The organism is Bradyrhizobium sp. USDA 4449 (genome assembly GCF_054056275.1).
In genome coordinates this window covers 129,245-145,125 of sequence record NZ_JBSRYD010000002.1, presented here as the reverse complement: position 1 = coordinate 145,125, position 15,881 = coordinate 129,245, and the positions used below count along the sequence as shown (strand labels likewise).

Sequence of the window (15,881 nt, the reverse complement as noted above, 5' to 3'; positions counted from 1 at the left end):
CGGAGATGGCCGGGGTTTCGGAGCGCCCGGCCTCCTCCGCTGGTACCTCGCACGTCATTGGGGTGTTGTGACCTCGTACCCTGGCGGCGTTTTCTCGCTAGGAGCGAACAGCAGCGCATTCGCTTGCTCGCTGCGCCAGGATTTCAGCCGACGTTGAAGGGTTCGAAGAAGCTTCTTCGGATAGGCTCCAGGATATTCCATCTGCAAGCGCGAGAGCAGTTCGCTGCCAGTCCGCCAAGGCTCAGCGTCAAACCATTTTCGCAAATCTGGCGTTGCCCGGATCAGCGGGTCGGGACGACGTCGGCCTCTTTTCGTCTTCACGAGTGGCCGATCCGTCGGTCGCATGGCTCCGTCCTTCCAGGCCGTGCGCAAGCTTGCCAGGAAGCGATCGATCGGTTGCGATGCCACAGCAGGATGGCCGATTGGTTGGGTATCAGCGAGGGCCGCGAGGCGCTCCTGCACGTCGCGGATGTCGCGCAACAACGCGACTGGATCGAGAGCGGCATAGATTTCTTGGAGATGATGGCGGACAGCGTCAGGCGTGCGGGCGTCCGCTGCCAGGCGCTGGTGTGGTGTAGCCGGCGCGCTGTATGTCTTGCGTACACGGGCACCTTCGCGCTGCTTGGCTATCAATTTGAACGAGGGTTGGAAGAAGTTCACGAACAGCCGCGCCGATCGATAGAGTTCAGCCAGCAGCTTGGCCGCTTCCAGGCCCTCGAACCGACGATAGCCGACTATCCTGCGCACGACGGCGCCGTTCTTCTGCTCGACGAACGCCTGGTCATTTTTTCGGTAGGGCCGGCAGCGCGTGAAGACGATGTTGGCCGCCTCGCAGTAGGCTTTCAGCGTCTCGTTTATGAACACCGTATCATTGTCAGTATCGAAGCCGAGCAGCGCAAAAGGCAATTGTTTGCGCAATTCCGTCAGGACCGTGCTCAACAGCGTCTGTTCGCGCACGATCAGAGGAGCGCACTCCGTCCAGCCGGTAGCAATGTCGGTGAGCACGAGGGTCTGGATGAAGCTGCCGCGCGCAGATGGACCGCTATGCGCGACAAGGTCGGCCTCGACGAATCCAGGCGCCGGATCATTCCAATCTGCCGACGTCCTTATTGGAACACTGCGACGCAACGAGTGCGTCGCGTGCCGCCGACGCTTGCGACCTAATCCTTCTCGGACCCGCACCAATGCGCGGTCGATCGTCGCAGCGCTCATTGCCAAAAGTTTGTCGCGGATCTCGGGGGCAAGGTCGAGGTGGCCATGCCGTTCCATCGCCTCAATCAACGCAGGCATTAACGCCTTCAGCCGCTTCCCGCAGATCCGGTCTGACGCCTCCCAAAGGAGCACGAGCGCGTTGTGTTCTACCTCATTATACATTCGACGTCGCGCCCTTCGGCTTGGGCGCGCGTCTTCCTGACCTCGAAGTAGTCGCATCGCATGCTTGCGATGGAATCCGGTGATGTCGACGAACTCGTCCAATATCCGCGTCTTCTTCGCGCGATCCGAACGCCGATAGCGCGCGCCTGCTGCCGCCGTCAGTTCCTTCCGCGTTGCCATGCTTAGCCACCCCATCTTCGCCCCCGCTCGCTCCCGATCCAAGGGAGCAATTTACGTGAGGCAACGGCTCAGCATCCGGTAACAATTAGGGCGAGGCAATGCGCGGCTGACTTGATCTCGTCGCTGACCCTGAGAACTCGTTTTCTGCTCTTACGCCACTTATTCTGGGAGCAAACGACCGGTATTGCAGAGCCATTGTTGAGTACGAGCAACTCGCGCTTGTCATTGCGATAGACATCAAACATTTGCGTCTCCGCTGATCGCATTAAGTAAAACAAGAAATATGTTTCGGCGCTCTTGATGTGACGAGCTTAGTATCTGGAACGGCTATGCGGGTTGTAAATCTGCAACGCCCGCGGCTTTTGCTTCACCGCGTTCCGGATTGCGAACGAACTCATGCGAGCCCGAACCTAAACAGGGCGCGCCTAGAGCAACAGTCTAAGAGCCACACGATTCCGCCACAACTGCAAGAGCAAGTCGCGGTAGAACTTCTAACCACGCTTCCGCCACCGCACGCAGACGGCGAGTTGATCTGCGTCCGGTGCATCGAAATCATTTTGGGTCGAGAGTATCCTGTGAATTGCGGGGAAAATGCCCGTGCATTGCGACCATCTACTTAGGTTTCTGTTTGGATGTTGTTCGTATGCCACGCCAACGCACCAACTCTGCTCTTGATCATTACGAGCTGGCGATCGATGAGATCGTCGCCGCTTGTGACGGCGACCTGCGCGGCGCGGTTAGAGCGCTGATGCTGTTGAACGAGCGGTTAGAGCAACGACTGGAGCAGATGAGTGAGGTTCATCCTCCTCACGAGCGGCTGCACTAGTCTAGAGACCAAGGATAGTTGCCCGGCGACGTACTCAGGGTTAAGGGCTCATTATGGGGGAAGGGGATGGCAACTCAGGTAAAGTGCTTGACCTGGGCAATTAGGCGCTGACATGGCAGAGCAAGTAAGGGTATCAATCGGGCAGGGTTCGCCGGCCCCGCCGCTGAGTACTGGGATGATCAGTCGGATCATTCTGTGGCCTTCAGACTTTGCTCTGTGAGCTCATACCTCTGGCCGTGCTCTAGGAGCCAGCCACCTTCAATTGTCTTCCGCGCCGATTCCATCGAGCATGACGTTTGACTGCCGCCCGGGCGATAGAGGCCGTCCCTGCGCTCGACCAAAAAGCCGTAGAGGCGCGCCAGCCGTAGCGGCTTCTCAGAGGCCAATGAACACTGGAGCGCACGGCATGCGACTTTGGATGCTGCACACGCTGACTTGGACACTGGCCACGATCGCGCTCGCCGTCATCTTTTCGTTGGCGATGCAGTAAGGCCAAGCCGCGCGTCGACCCGCTCAAAGTCAAGCCCACTTGTCTTAGCCAGGCGGAAGGTAACCGCCCTTCGGCAGCTGCCTCACCGTTTCAAGATTCTTGTCGATCGCCGCAAATAGCTTATCGAACGTACCCGCTGGAACGGTGAGGTTCGGAGAACCTCCCGAAACGGCTTCCAGCTTGACGGCTGACAGTTCACGAGCGCTAATCGTCTTCATCTGCGTTCTCCCTGTTCTGTGTATGGCTTGATTGCCGACGAATGCAGGATGTACGTGCTCCAGCGATGGCCGCTGTGACGCGCCTCACGTTGCCACCGTATTCCGATATCCTATCGCAGGAACGACAGGCTTATTCCGATTGAAGTCCGGTCGAACGTCGGCACCGCGGCTAACACAGCCCTGACACATGAGCGCGGCTCTACATTCCTTCAACCGCGTCGGGCGTTCGTGCTATGCACGACGCCAGGCATTAGGTTCCCGACTGATTAATACATATAAGGATTTTTGGCCTTCCTTTGATCGCCAGTGTGGCAGGCCAGCTACAGCAACGTACGCGCGAGAGCCACATACTACTGATCGGCAAGCGGGCGAACGCGCCGATTCATGAACTGGTTATCGGGGGAGACTCGAATGAAGAAACTGACTGCGGCTGCGGCCGGGACACTAGCACTGACACTGGGACTGGCAGCTCCTGCCAACGCCGCCGATCTTGCGGCTCGACCGTACACCAAGGCGCCGGCGCCAATGGTCGCGACCATCTACGACTGGAGCGGATTCTACATCGGCATTAACGGTGGTGGCGGCTCCGCCCACACCTGCTGGGACTTCGTCGACACCACCGGCGCCGTGACCGGAGTCCCTGGCGCTCTTGCGAGAGAAGGCTGCCACAACGCAACGGGCGGCACAGTCGGTGGTCAAATCGGCTACCGCTGGCAGTCCGCCAACTGGGTGTTTGGCCTCGAAGGTCAGGGCAATTGGGCTGACTTCAGTGGCGACAATGTCAGCCTCGTGTTCCCCGGCAGCGCGCTGGTCGCGGGCGACCGCAATCGATCGCGGATCAACTCCTTCGGCCTGATCACCGGTCAGATCGGCTACGCCTGGAACAGCGTGCTGTTCTACGTCAAGGGCGGTGCGGCCGTGGTTGGCGACAGATATGACATCTACGCTGCCGCTGGCACGCCCGGTGCGGGGACACGGCTCGCAACTGCAGATGACACTCGTTGGGGCGGGACAGTGGGCGCCGGCCTCGAGTTCGGGTTCGCACCAAACTGGTCGGTAGGTTTGGAGTACGACCACATCTTCCTGAGCAATCAGAACAGAACGCTCACAACGGTTCCCGGGGGCTTCCCCTTCCAGACCGACCGCATCACTCAGGATGTCGACATGGGTCTCGTGCGTCTGAACTACAAGTTCGGCGGCCCGATCATCGCAAGGTACTGAGTCACATTCTTGGAATAATCAGAGGGCCGGCTCCGATGAGCCGGCCTTTTCTTTTTTGGAGATTGAAGTGATGAAAACGTACCGGCCAGTCATCCCTTCAAAGCTAGCTACCGAGCTAAATTAAAAGGCCTTCGCCAAGAACTCGTCGGGAACATCTTCCCGTTTGTAATCCTTTTCGCCCCATGCGGATTGGTCCCTCGCGCTTTGGAAATGCCGGGTTGAGCAAGACGTTCAGATGGTCATCATTATTTGTCGGGCAGGCCGGCCTGCCGCAAACCCTCGATCATCAGTGCCTTCGTCTCCGGCGCAAGAAAGGTAGCTGCGTGAGCCGTCCACGCGGCAATCGTTAGGCCGGGTTGAAGAGCGAGGAGCCGACCCAACCAGACTAGGGCCTCATCATTCCTGCCGAGAAGCCCGCAAAGAGAGACTTTGACGCGAAATGAAGCGTGGAATCTTGGTTGCTCGCGCAGCGCGTCGTCGATCCAGACTTCGGCATCCTGGTATTGGCGAGCACCCAGATATGCCAACGCGACGGCGAACTTATAGATGTAGCACAGTGGATCGAGCGGATTGAGCCGGATTGCGCGATTGCCAGCTTCGACAGCAACCAAGGCATGAGCTGCGCCGCGAAGGGACTGACACATGGCTTTGGTCCCCCAGCGTGCGCCGAATTTGGATTCAGTGCAATCGCGCGATCCAGCGCGGAGAGCGCTGTCGTTTGCTCCCCGACGACGGACAAGAGATAGGCCGCCATCCAGAGAGCATCGGGGTCATTGGTCCCAACTTCGATCGCCAGCTTGGCAAGGCGGATGCCGTCGTCGTCCTCTGGACCGGCTGGGAGAACCCAACCCTGACCTCTTTGTATGCCGCGGCACCAAGCTGCCAATCCCGCTGCGGCTGCATACGAGGGATCATGTTGCAGTGCCCTTTTGGATAACGAAATCGCTTCCGTGAGCGTTTCTGGCGTCATTCTATGCACTTGCGACAAAGCACGAAGGTAAAGATCGTAAGCGTCAAGGATCGCGGTCGGCTTACGCGAGGCCCGCTCGATCTCGGCGCGGTACAATCTTGGCTCGATCGCGCCGACGACACCGCTCGCCACCTGGTCCTGAAGCTCGAAAATGTCCTCGAGCGCTCCATCGAAATGGTTAGCCCAGATATGCGTGCCTGATGCGGTATCGATCAGCTGTCCGGTAATGCGCATCCGGTTGCCACCCCTGCGCACCGAGCCTTCCATCACGTAACGCACGCCCAATTCGCGCGCCACCTGCTTCACATCGACTGCCTTGCCTTTGTAGGTAAAACTCGAATTGCGAGCGATTACAAACAGCCACGGTAGCCGAGCGATCGCGGTGGTGATCTCCTCGACCATTCCATCGGCGAAGTACTCCTGCTCCAGGTCGCCACTTAGGTTCTGGAACGGGAGCACGGCGATAGAAGGCTTGTCGGGCAGCGCAAGGGGCTGCTTATGCGGCGAAGCTCTCGCGACATCCGGAGTTGCGGAGGATTTCAGGGCAGTCACCGAATAAGCCTGAACCGGATCCTCGATGTTCTTGACCTGTTGAGCGCCGAGATCAGCGAAGCTGAATGGTAGTATCTTGCGGACATGGTCGTAAACCGCGCCGGACATCGAGACGCCACCCGGACTGGCAAGCGTTTGAAGGCGAGCAGCGACATTGACGCTATCACCGAAGAGGTCGCCGTCCTTGACCATGACGTCACCAACATGAACGCCGATCCGGAAGTTGATAGGTCGGTCGGGTGCGGCCCCAGCATTGGCCTCCGCGAGGGCCGCCTGAGCTGCCACGGCACACTGAACGGCATCCACAGCACTGCCGAACTCAGCCAAGACACTGTCTCCCGCAGTGTTGGCAATGCGGCCTCGGTGGGATGAGATAAGTGTGTCGAGGATGACCCGTCTTTCGCTCAAGGCTCGGAGGGTCCCGACCTCGTCGGTTCCCATCATGCGGCTATAACCTTCAACATCCGCCGCGAAAATGGCGACCAGCCTGCGCTGAGTGTCGATAGGCTGCGTCAAGACGCGCTCCCCAACCAGCTTCCATAGCTTAAAGGGTCTATGCGGGCAAATTACCACAATAATCGGGTGATCGAACCCCCGCTTGAAAGCGATAATGTCCGGAACGGGTCAAAGCTGACGCTTGGGTGCTTCGCGAGAAGGTCGGCTACGGGCCATGTGTGACGGCTCCGGGTTGGCAAGAGGAATCTTCAGCCATGTGTTCGGCCTGTTTGCGCGGTACACATAACCGCTGGCCATAATGCCCTCCGTGGATCAGGTGCCGGTCAACAGCACGCATTGGAGATGCATGGCCCATTTGGGTTGTCCTGATCGCCTGTCGACCGGCACTGCATTACGTGCTGTTCGCCCTCCCAATCGTTACGTCATGCCGGCAATGTCGGCGCGATCTCGCTTAGGCCGCTAGCGCGGCCGGCTCCTGACACCGTACATTCCTGGCCATCATCGCCAAGCCATCCTGGCGAGCTTATTGGCGAGCGCGATGGCTGCGACTTTCGCGGGCCGCCGGGCCAACAATCGCGTGAGCCAGGGCCGGCAACAAGAACAGCAATCGTAGGTTCTAACCTCGACGCGCAAAGACCAACTGGCGGACGTCGATCTTTCCGGCTTTGAACCCCGCCTCGGAGTAGGACAAATAGTATTCCCAAAGTCGTCGGAAATGCTCGTCAAACCCGAGCGAGGTCAGGTCAGCCCAGGCCTGACCGAAATTTGCTCGCCAGATTGCGATCGTCCTGGCATAATCTTGTCCAAAGACGCGCTCGCCCATCATGGGAATGTCGAAGCGCTCACCGAGCGAGCGCAAGATCCCCGCCGAAGGCAGCATGCCTCCTGGAAAAATGTAGCGCTGGATGAAGTCCACGCGCCGCCGGTAGCTGTCGAACAGTGCGTCCTGGACGGTGATGGTTTGGACACCCGCCAGGCCGCCCGGCTTGAGCCGTTGATGCAGCTGGTGGAAGTATGCGGGCCAGAACTGCTCGCCGACGGCCTCGAACATTTCGATCGAGGCGATGCGGTCGAATTGACCCGTTTGATCGCGATAATCCTGCAGCCGGACTTCGACCTTTTCGGCAAGTCCGGCTTCGTGAATCCGTCGGCGGGCGAAGTCGTGTTGCTCTTTGCTGATGGTGAGTGCCAAGATGCTGACGCCGCGCGTCTTCGCCGCAAACTCGGCGAAACCTCCCCAGCCGCATCCGATCTCGAGCACCGTCTGACCGGGCCGCAAATCGATGTCCTTCGCCAGTTGCTCGTATTTGAATCGTTGCCCGGCCACAAGGTCCGCTGTCTCGGCCGAGAACAGAGCCGACGAGTAGGTCATGCTTGGATCTAGCCATGCTGCGAAGAACTCGTTGCCGAGATCATAATGCGCATGGATATTTTGCCGTGACCCTTCTCGCGTGTTGCGGCGTACTCTGTGAAGCATCCTGCGGCAGAGTCGGATGAACATGTTGCCGGCAAAGGCGCTCTCGACGAGGTCGTCGTTGAGACAGAACACATAAAGAAGCTGGGTCAGATCGGGCGTCGTCCAGTCGCCTCTAATAAAGGCGTCGGCCATGCCGATATCGCCGCCCATGATGAGGCTGCGGGCAAACCCGTAATTGTTGAGCTGGATCGTGGCGGATGGGCCGGGTTCGCCGCCCCTCAAGACGATGGTCCTACGATCGGGAAGGCGCACATGCACACTGCCGAACTTTAGCTGCGAAGCAAGCCTCAAGGCGAGCCGTGCGAGGAACGGCACATCTTCGAAGCGAGCAGTCTGATGATTGGCTGCGAGGTCCATGATCTCAATTTCCGCGCTGTTTCAACCGCCCTACGTAGGGAACACCTTTAATCCAGAGCCGCAACGCCTCCCAATGGATGGCAGCGATCACCTTGAAGGTGAGAAACGGCAGACCGAAGAATGCCGCCAAGAGCCGGGGGCCGGTCAGCCGCTGCCGTCGGCCGAAAAAGGCGGCCGCAAACATCGCACCCTGTTCGTTCCGCTGTACGATCCTGACCCGCACATGCCGCGCCGGTCGAGAGATGCTGAAGCGGTAATGCATCTCCATTTCCATGAAGGGCGACACGTAGAACTCCTTGACCTGAGTTTGGCGTATCGCCCGTTCAGCGGGCGCCTCTCGGACCGGCAGGACGTAGGAATGCATCTCCCCGAAGGTGTTGCGCACCTCGTAGATCAACAATGCGAGCTCGCCACTCGCGCTATAGCAGAAGTAGATTGAGAGCGGGTTGAACACGTAGCCCAGCACCCGCGGATAGCACAGAAGCAGAACCCGGCCTTCCGAGAGGTCGATGCCGCGCTCGGTTGCCAGTTGCCGCACATAATGACTCAGCTTAGCGCCTTTGTGGCCTCCGTGATCACGCTCGTGGAAGCTGAAGATTGCGGCTCGATTGACCCCGAAAAAGCGCGACTGTCGGTCCGCACCGTCCAGTCGGTCCAAATCGATTAGAAGGTTCATCACCTCGTATGTGAATCTATACTGCACCGGCCGCCATCGCGCGTGCATCACCTTTCCCCGATAGAGCACGACCGGAGCGGCGGCGTCTCTGTCTCTGTGCGGTCTCGACCCGAACATCGCCGCTACTCGGCTGCTTGCGCCAGCAATGACGTGGACTGGCGCCAAGGCGGCTCGCAGCCCATGGCTTCCGCTATCCGGATCCCAGACCGCAGACCGTCTTCGTGGAAGCCGTACCCCGTCCACGCTCCACAGAACCATGTTCGACGACGGCCTTGAATTGCAGGAAGCCGTCGTTGGGCTGCGAACGCAGCCATATCGTAGAGCGGGTGAGCGAAGCTGAATTTTGCAAAGGTCAGGTCGGACGCCGGCGCGCGCGGCGGGTTGAGGCTGACGAACAGCGGCTTGCGATCGTCGATGCCCTGCAGCCGGTTCATCCAATAAGTCACGGCGACGTCGTTCTCGACAGGTGTTTGCCGCGGCCATTGCAGGAAGTTCCAGGATGCCCATGCCTGCCGGCGCTTGGGCATCAGACTGGGATCGCGATGCAGATAAACGGCGTTGGGGCTGTAGCGGATCGCGCCGAGAATTGACTTCTCCGCCGCGTTGGCGTCGGTGAGCGCCGCCAGGGCCTGGTCGCTGTGGCAGGCCATCACGACCGCATCGTAGCTCTCCACACCGCCATGAATGTCGCTGATCGTCACGCCATGCTCCGTTCGGGTGACCGACGTCACGGCACAGCCTAGCCGGATAACGTCCTTGAACATAGCGGTAAGCTTGTCGACATAGCGCCGGCTGCCACCCGCCACGGTGAGCCAGCGCGGGCGGCCCAGGTGCAGGAGCCTGTGATTATCGAAGAAGGTGACGAAGTTCTCCGCGGGAAACGACAGAATCTCCGCCGGCGAGGATGACCAGATGGCGGCCCCCATCGGTCCGAGATATCTGGAGAACAGGCGCGCGCCAAACGATTCCGTTTGCAGATACTCACCGAGCGTCATCTTCTCGAGCCGACCGGCGCGCAAATCGGCGACGCTCTGCCTGTTGAATCGCACGACGTCGGCCAGCATGCGAAAGTGCGACGGCGAGACCAGGTTGCTCGGTTGGGCGAAGAGACCGCGTGCATTTCGCAAAATGCCTTCGCCGCCCCCGCGCCATTCAAAGCGGCCGTGATCGGCGGACATCGCAAAACTCATGCACGTCTCGACGGTCTTCACCCCCAGTTGCGCGAACAGCGATGTCAGCTCGGGATAGTTCAGCTCGTTGAACACGATGAAGCCGACGTCAACGTCAATGGCTTCGCCATCATAGTCGATCTGAACGGTATGACTATGCCCGCCCGGTCGCAGCTCGCGCTCGTACACCGTCACAGCGTAGCGCTTCGACAGGAGCCAGGCAGCAGCATTGCCTGCAATTCCCGTCCCGATCACTGCCAAGCGCATCTTTCATTGCCCCCTTGCACTATTGTCGCCTCAAAGCAGCAAGAAACGTCTTTGCGTCAAAGCCATTTCCCGCGGCTCATCACCGATCCGCATTCTGTTTTGCAGGCCGTGAATAAGAACGCTCGCGGAGTCACCTTGGATCACCGCCCCCTTCGCCGAGCTTGGAGCCGATGATGAAACCGGTGCATACGTTAGACGTATCAACGGAAAACAGCGCCGGTGAAGCATGCTTGTCCCGCACTTTCAGATCGTAGCCGGCATTACCCTGGCTCTTTCCGCGTTGATGGCGCTGGCTTGGGTCGTCCGACAGCGCACCGGCAATTCGGGTTGGGTCGACGTCATCTGGTCCTATTCGATCGGTTTGGTCGGCGCCGTGGTCGCCCTATGGCCTCTCGACGATGGTTCGCAGGCTCGCCGTGTTCTCGTTGCAGGGCTGGTACTGTGCTGGTCGGCAAGACTCGGGACGCACATTGCGCGTCGTTCTGCCGCAGGTGTGGATGACCCGCGTTATGCGAACTATGCGCGCGAATGGGGCTTCGCAGCGCCCCGCCGCATGTTCTTTTTCCTGCAATCCCAGGCGCTGGCCTCGGTCCCGCTGCCGTTTTCTATTTTTCTCGCCGCGCACGCTCCGGGCCCCGGCCTGGGACTACAGGACTATGCCGGAGCGTTCATCATACTGGTAGCGGTCGTCGGCGAGGCCATCGCCGACGAGCAATTGCGTCGCTTCAAGCGCTCGCATCCCGAAGCTGGTCTGATTTGCGACACCGGGGTCTGGCGCTGGTCACGCCATCCGAATTATTTCTTCGAATGGTTGGGATGGCTGGCCTACCCCGTCATCGCGTTGTCGCCTCAATACCCCTGGGGCTGGGCCAGCATCGCGGCACCAACCATCATGTACTGGATCCTCGTGAGGGTGACCGGCATCCCACCGCTTGAGGAACAGATGCTACGATCGCGAGGCGAGCGCTATGGCGCGTACCAGGCCAGAACCAGCGCGTTCTTCCCGTGGCCGCCCAGACATTCGCCGTATTGATCGGGCGCCCCGAGGGACCAGGCGGTCTGGCTAGCGGGCGGCAAGATCGAATGAGCCGGTCGGGTGATCCGATTCGACCTTCGGGTCGTTACACCCTCGTCAGGCTGGCGACTGCGAGCGCGGAAGGGAACGCCGTATGAATCTGGTCTTCACGTATCTCACCGTCGCGATCACCTTCTTTGGTTTCGACATGATCTGGCTCAGGACCATGGTCGAAAGGCTCTATCGGCCGGTGCTCGGCGACATGTTGCGGTCCGAACCCGATCTGGCCGCTGCCGCGGTGTTCTATCTGGCCTATCCCGCCGGGCTGATCTGGTTCGCGGTGCTGCCCGCGCAGCAGGACGGTGGCGCGCTACGCGCATTTGCCTCCGGTGCGCTGCTCGGCTGTTTCACCTACGCGACGTACGATCTGACCAATCAAGCAACGCTGCGAAGCTGGTCGACCGGCTTGTCGGTGGCGGACATCTGCTGGGGATCGGTTCTCGCCGGCGTCAGCGCCTGGGCGGGCTTTCTCGTCGCTCAAAGGATGATGCCCTGATCATGAGCGCCACAACCAGGCCGCCGAAGGAGCAAGGCCGCAAAAGCGGGAATTGGTATCACCGCGCCGCGTTTCTTTGTCTCGTTCCCGCCGCGGGGCTTCTGATCGGCGTGCTCAACCGGCCTGGGGCCTGGTATTCCGCACTGAACAAGCCATCCTTCGATCCGCCGAATGCCGTCTTCGCTCCGGTTTGGACGATCCTGTTCCTGCTCATCGCCGTCGCGGGATATAGCACTTTCGAGGCAGAGCCGCGCGGCGTTTCGATGAGGCAATGGGCGATTCAGATGATCCTAAACTTCGCCTGGTCGCCGATCTTCTTTTCGCTTCATCGCATGGACGTCGCACTCGGCGTGACCGCTGCAATGTTCGTCGTCATCGTCGCATTCATCTGGCGGCAGTGGACCGCAGACCGGCTGGGGGCGTTGCTTTTCCTGCCCTATGCGGCCTGGCTCGCGTTCGCGATGGTGCTCAATCTGTCGCTGCTCCTGCTCAACTGCTAGAAGCTTGGAGTGGAGTGCCATGCGACGCTTTTCATGCTCACCCCGTCACCCTCACGGTCATTCACGCGAGGTCTGCGCAGGAGCTGAGCTGATCCCGCGAACGCTCGTTCGTTTCCCGCCTATAGCGCCGGAAACGAAGCATGAATTCATCAAATGGAATTCGGAAGCTACCACGGTGCTTAGGAACATTGCCAAAACCCTCTCGGCGCTCGCAAACCAATACGAAATATTGGAAGGCATCAGGGGCGGCGGAAAAAGCCTAGAACTTGTCGCGTTTGGCTCTTCAGCGACTTCGGGAGACGTCCGCTTTCCTGCCGCGCTTGGAGTTGAGCGGACTTGAGGCGGCGAGCCGCTCAGTGAATACAGCTCAAATGGCCGCAAAATAGCAAAGGCTCCCGGCTGGCGTCGCTGATGGCGCCGTCACGGATGCAAGTGGTTCCCGAGTTCACCCAATGCCTCCCTGGTTTCCGCGATCTTTTCAGATAACGTCGTGAAGACGGTCTGGATTCGACTGTTTGCATCGTCGTCCAGCAATAGCGATGACGTCTCGACCATCCTGTCGCCCAAATGCTCGATCACAGTGAGCAGGTGATGCAGACCATCCGCAGGCTGCTCGACCGCAATGCGTTCGATCTCTCGCACGATCTCCTCGAGCCTGATGACCGCTGGCACAAGGTTGTCCTCGTGCCTGCGCAGCGGAAATTCGATGATCTCGGCGATCAAGGCCGGGTTTTCCCTCACCATCAGGCGGTGCCAGACGCGGCGAGGAAGTCCTTGCGGACCGTCAGGAGAGCCCGGTGCAGCCGGGTCTTTATCGTTCCCACCGGCACGCCGAAGCGCCGTGACAGATTGGCCCGGCTCTCGCCCTCGAGATAGGCGAGCACCACCAGCGTGCGGCGATCTTCTGGCAAACGAGCCATTGCGCCAAAGGCGAGGGGTTCGGCACTGGCGTAGTCGAGTTCGTCGGTCTCAGACGGATTCTCGCCGGCCGCTATCGACAGCGCGTGGTCGAACGCGTCAGTCAGCAGTCTTCTGACGCGCAGATGATCGATCGCGGTATTGCGCACGATCGCGGACATCCACGCCATCGCGGGAGCGCGCTCGGCATTGAACTGAGGGGCGTTGCGCCAGATCTTCAGGTAGGTCTCTTGCAGGACGTCTTCGACATCATGCGGCGCTACGCCAACGGCAAGCGCGATCCTGCGCAGTCTGCCCCGAGTTATCATGTGCAGCGCGGAGAAAGCTCGAGCGTCGCCGCGTGACACACCGGCGAGCAGTTCGGGCAATCCGTCGCTCTGTACCTGTGTTGCCCGACGTGAGCAGGCCATGTCCCGTCTCCCTTGCGTTCGGCTTTGAAACGCTTGGGGATCGCGGTCGGATCACCCCGCGGGAGAGGGACTGAAGAAGATCAGAGCCGCACAAATGGCCCGATCAGCCGGCCAAGCAGACCGTTCATGCGCAGATCACCTGTCATCGCAACCAGGCAGAGGCATGGGCAATCGTCGCCGACGATCGGTCGATGATCGACCTCGTCATCGCCATAGTCGAAATCGCCAGGGCCAAAACGGCCGCCCTCGTGGCTGAAGCTGCCTTCCAGCACGAGAGTCAACTCGGTACCGGTGTGCGTGTGTTCGAGCATCCGCGTGCCCGGCGCGGACCTTAGCAGGAAGGCCCGTGCCTTACCTGCGCCGGACAGCTCAATCGGCCGCATGCTCAGACCTGGCGCAACGCGCCTGGGCTTGCCGACGCGGTAGTTCCGCAGCGCCGGTGGAACGTCTCGCACCATTGCGAACGTCTCGGTCGAGGGCGGCGCAGCTCTCGGTTCGGCGGCGTCGTCGATCCGGGCCAGCACGCGCTCGAATGCATCCGATGCTACCGGCACCGGAGCGACCTCCCCGAGTGCCAAGCCCGCAAGCTGCTCCATCGCACGCACGAACCGGGCGCAGCGGACGCATTCAGCGACATGCACCCCCACGACAAGGTGGTGGGCCTCTTCCAGCCTGCCGGCGGCAAAGTCGGCCAGAAGATCTTCCGGCGGATGATGGCTGATGGTCATGCTTCTTCGTCCAATAGCTCTCTCAGGCGGCTCATCGCCAGCCTGATACGCGACTTCACCGTTCCGAGCGGAATTCCAAGCAGGCCTGCGATTTCCGGATGCGGCCTTTCCTCGATGAACGAAAGTCTCACCACCCTTGACTGCTCCGCCGATAGCCGCTCGATGGCCGACGTGATCCGGGCAGCATCCTGAACGCGTGAAATGGCCGCATCGACCGGTTCGGCGGGATCCGGCGTATCCGGCAGCTCGGCAACGCCCCGCACGCGCTCCGCCCGCGCCTTGCTGCGGAACATGTCGATCCGCAAGTTCCGTGCGATCGTAAAGATCCAGGCTGCGGCCCCTGATGTCGACGGATCGAACTGGCTCGCCTTCCGCCACACGGCGATCATTGAGCTCTGGGCGATCTCCTCGGCCTCGTCCGCACTGCACCCTGCCTTCAGCATCAATCCCTTGATGCGAGGCGCGAAATGCTCGAATAGGCGTTTGAAGGCATCTCTGTCACCGGAAGAGGCGACGCGTCCGATCAAGTCAGCCCAGTCCACCTTCGCCTTCGGCCCTTTGCTCGCACTGGTCGGCAGCCGCGCGACAACCCCGCGAGGCACGCCAGCCTTGGCCCGGATTGGCACAGTTAAAGCTCGGATAGCAGCGACCATAGTAGCTCGACAAGGGCCTTTTCGTAGTTAGAACGCATGACCGAGGTCCGCGGATCACTTCTTTGCCAAGCGACTAGGCTAACTGCTCGTCCCGCGGCAAATGGGCGCTCGGCGAAGTGATCCCCTTCAACGGACTACGCTGGTAAGTCTGCTTTGGGTCCAAAACGCGAAGAACTCAGGTTGAGCAAATCTGGTCCGCTCTAGCGCGGAGAGCGGACCTCCGCCTGATGTTGCGCTACTTCCCCACGCACAGGCGCGATGGCCGAACATGGGCTGATCGGGGTGAGCCCCGCAGACCCACCGAATGTTCTCGAATCGAGCGCAGAATGTCATGTTCGACTTGCGTGCCGCAGCACGGCCTAGTTTCAGGGCCGGGATGGAAAGCGCAGCGGCAGCGCCAGTTGGAAGTCAAACGAATTTAAGCCATTCGCTCGAACGAAGGCCTCGAGCGCGGGCGAGAGGTCAATCGCATCGCGGGCGGCTCGCTCGGCGAGTGCGTCCGCGATGCTCTGGGTGGCAATCGTGGTACCAGGTCTCCATGGCGTTGAAGACGACGATCTGCACGGGATAAGGTATCCGCCCGAGATCAGGTCCCGCAGCACGGTCTCGTGGTCGGTGTCCTGCTCGTCGGTCTGGCGCCAAGAACAGCCCGGCGCGCTTCCCAAAGTCCTCCAGCGGCAGATAAATGTCTCCAGAAGATGCGGCGGAGGAGGGCGAGGCACGCTTACGCTTACTCCCAGTAGTGTCTGCGGAGAGACAGGGGGTTTAGGCGTATGGCCGCTCCGCTAGCCCGGCGGCGAGCCGGCAGAACACCTCGAGCGCTGTAGTCTCCCGGGGTTCCCTCGTGCGCATCTAAACTTTTTGCATA

The 15,881-nt window shown here is 60.3% G+C and carries 15 protein-coding genes; 5 read left to right on the top strand and 10 right to left on the bottom strand.

Annotated features, from left to right (window positions below):
- Window positions 1-54 precede the first annotated feature (54 nt).
- Window positions 55-1,569 carry an ISNCY family transposase gene (locus ACVIIW_RS36665; RefSeq protein ID WP_456701585.1) on the bottom strand — a complete coding sequence of 505 codons (1,515 nt, stop codon included), beginning with the start codon at window positions 1,567-1,569 and terminating at the stop codon, window positions 55-57.
- A gap of 628 nt (window positions 1,570-2,197) precedes the next feature.
- Here ACVIIW_RS36665 and ACVIIW_RS36660 point away from each other — a divergent pair.
- Window positions 2,198-2,380, top strand: coding sequence for a hypothetical protein (locus ACVIIW_RS36660; protein ID WP_456705483.1), 183 nt, complete (start codon window positions 2,198-2,200; stop codon window positions 2,378-2,380).
- 534 nt (window positions 2,381-2,914) lie between these two features.
- Here ACVIIW_RS36660 and ACVIIW_RS36655 read toward each other — a convergent pair.
- Complete coding sequence (locus tag ACVIIW_RS36655) at window positions 2,915-3,088, bottom strand: hypothetical protein (protein ID WP_456705482.1); 174 nt, start codon at window positions 3,086-3,088, stop codon at window positions 2,915-2,917.
- 411 nt (window positions 3,089-3,499) lie between these two features.
- On the opposite strand from ACVIIW_RS36655, the gene ACVIIW_RS36650 reads away from it, so the two are divergent.
- Window positions 3,500-4,309, top strand: a complete 810-nt coding sequence (locus ACVIIW_RS36650) for an outer membrane protein (protein WP_456705481.1) — start codon at window positions 3,500-3,502, stop codon at window positions 4,307-4,309.
- Between the two features lie 385 nt (window positions 4,310-4,694).
- Here the strand turns inward: ACVIIW_RS36650 and ACVIIW_RS36645 are convergent, their stop codons facing one another.
- The 4 genes from ACVIIW_RS36645 to ACVIIW_RS36630 all read right to left on the bottom strand — a co-directional run bounded on the left by ACVIIW_RS36645 (window position 4,695) and on the right by ACVIIW_RS36630 (window position 10,233).
- Window positions 4,695-6,347, bottom strand: coding sequence for an adenylate/guanylate cyclase domain-containing protein (locus tag ACVIIW_RS36645; RefSeq protein WP_456705480.1), 1,653 nt, complete (start codon window positions 6,345-6,347; stop codon window positions 4,695-4,697).
- A gap of 556 nt (window positions 6,348-6,903) precedes the next feature.
- Window positions 6,904-8,121 (bottom strand): class I SAM-dependent methyltransferase, encoded by a 1,218-nt coding sequence (locus tag ACVIIW_RS36640; RefSeq protein WP_456705479.1) that lies wholly within the window; start codon window positions 8,119-8,121, stop codon window positions 6,904-6,906.
- A gap of 4 nt (window positions 8,122-8,125) precedes the next feature.
- The gene (locus tag ACVIIW_RS36635; protein WP_456705478.1) at window positions 8,126-8,914 is read right to left on the bottom strand and encodes a DUF1365 domain-containing protein; all 789 of its coding nucleotides are present in this window, start codon (window positions 8,912-8,914) and stop codon (window positions 8,126-8,128) included.
- A 5-nt stretch (window positions 8,915-8,919) separates the two neighbouring features.
- Window positions 8,920-10,233, bottom strand: coding sequence for an NAD(P)/FAD-dependent oxidoreductase (locus ACVIIW_RS36630; RefSeq protein WP_456705477.1), 1,314 nt, complete (start codon window positions 10,231-10,233; stop codon window positions 8,920-8,922).
- Between the two features lie 226 nt (window positions 10,234-10,459).
- Between ACVIIW_RS36630 and ACVIIW_RS36625 the strand changes: the two genes are divergently transcribed.
- The 3 genes from ACVIIW_RS36625 (at window position 10,460) to ACVIIW_RS36615 (ending at window position 12,304) form a co-directional block, all read left to right on the top strand.
- The gene (locus ACVIIW_RS36625) at window positions 10,460-11,266 is read left to right on the top strand and encodes a DUF1295 domain-containing protein (protein ID WP_456705476.1); all 807 of its coding nucleotides are present in this window, start codon (window positions 10,460-10,462) and stop codon (window positions 11,264-11,266) included.
- A gap of 136 nt (window positions 11,267-11,402) precedes the next feature.
- Window positions 11,403-11,804, top strand: a complete 402-nt coding sequence (locus ACVIIW_RS36620) for a DUF2177 family protein (protein WP_456705475.1) — start codon at window positions 11,403-11,405, stop codon at window positions 11,802-11,804.
- A 2-nt stretch (window positions 11,805-11,806) separates the two neighbouring features.
- Complete coding sequence (locus ACVIIW_RS36615; RefSeq protein WP_456705474.1) at window positions 11,807-12,304, top strand: TspO/MBR family protein; 498 nt, start codon at window positions 11,807-11,809, stop codon at window positions 12,302-12,304.
- Between the two features lie 420 nt (window positions 12,305-12,724).
- On the opposite strand, the gene ACVIIW_RS36610 is transcribed toward ACVIIW_RS36615, so the two are convergent.
- The 4 genes from ACVIIW_RS36610 to ACVIIW_RS36595 form a co-directional block, all read right to left on the bottom strand.
- Window positions 12,725-13,027 (bottom strand): hypothetical protein, encoded by a 303-nt coding sequence (locus ACVIIW_RS36610; RefSeq protein WP_456705473.1) that lies wholly within the window; start codon window positions 13,025-13,027, stop codon window positions 12,725-12,727.
- A gap of 20 nt (window positions 13,028-13,047) precedes the next feature.
- Window positions 13,048-13,632 (bottom strand): RNA polymerase sigma factor, encoded by a 585-nt coding sequence (locus ACVIIW_RS36605; RefSeq protein ID WP_456705472.1) that lies wholly within the window; start codon window positions 13,630-13,632, stop codon window positions 13,048-13,050.
- A gap of 80 nt (window positions 13,633-13,712) precedes the next feature.
- The gene (locus tag ACVIIW_RS36600; protein ID WP_456705471.1) at window positions 13,713-14,360 is read right to left on the bottom strand and encodes a ChrR family anti-sigma-E factor; all 648 of its coding nucleotides are present in this window, start codon (window positions 14,358-14,360) and stop codon (window positions 13,713-13,715) included.
- Window positions 14,357-14,902, bottom strand: coding sequence for a sigma-70 family RNA polymerase sigma factor (locus ACVIIW_RS36595; RefSeq protein ID WP_456705470.1), 546 nt, complete (start codon window positions 14,900-14,902; stop codon window positions 14,357-14,359). Before ACVIIW_RS36595 ends, ACVIIW_RS36600 begins: the two co-directional genes overlap by 4 nt.
- Between the last annotated feature and the right edge of the window lie 979 nt (window positions 14,903-15,881).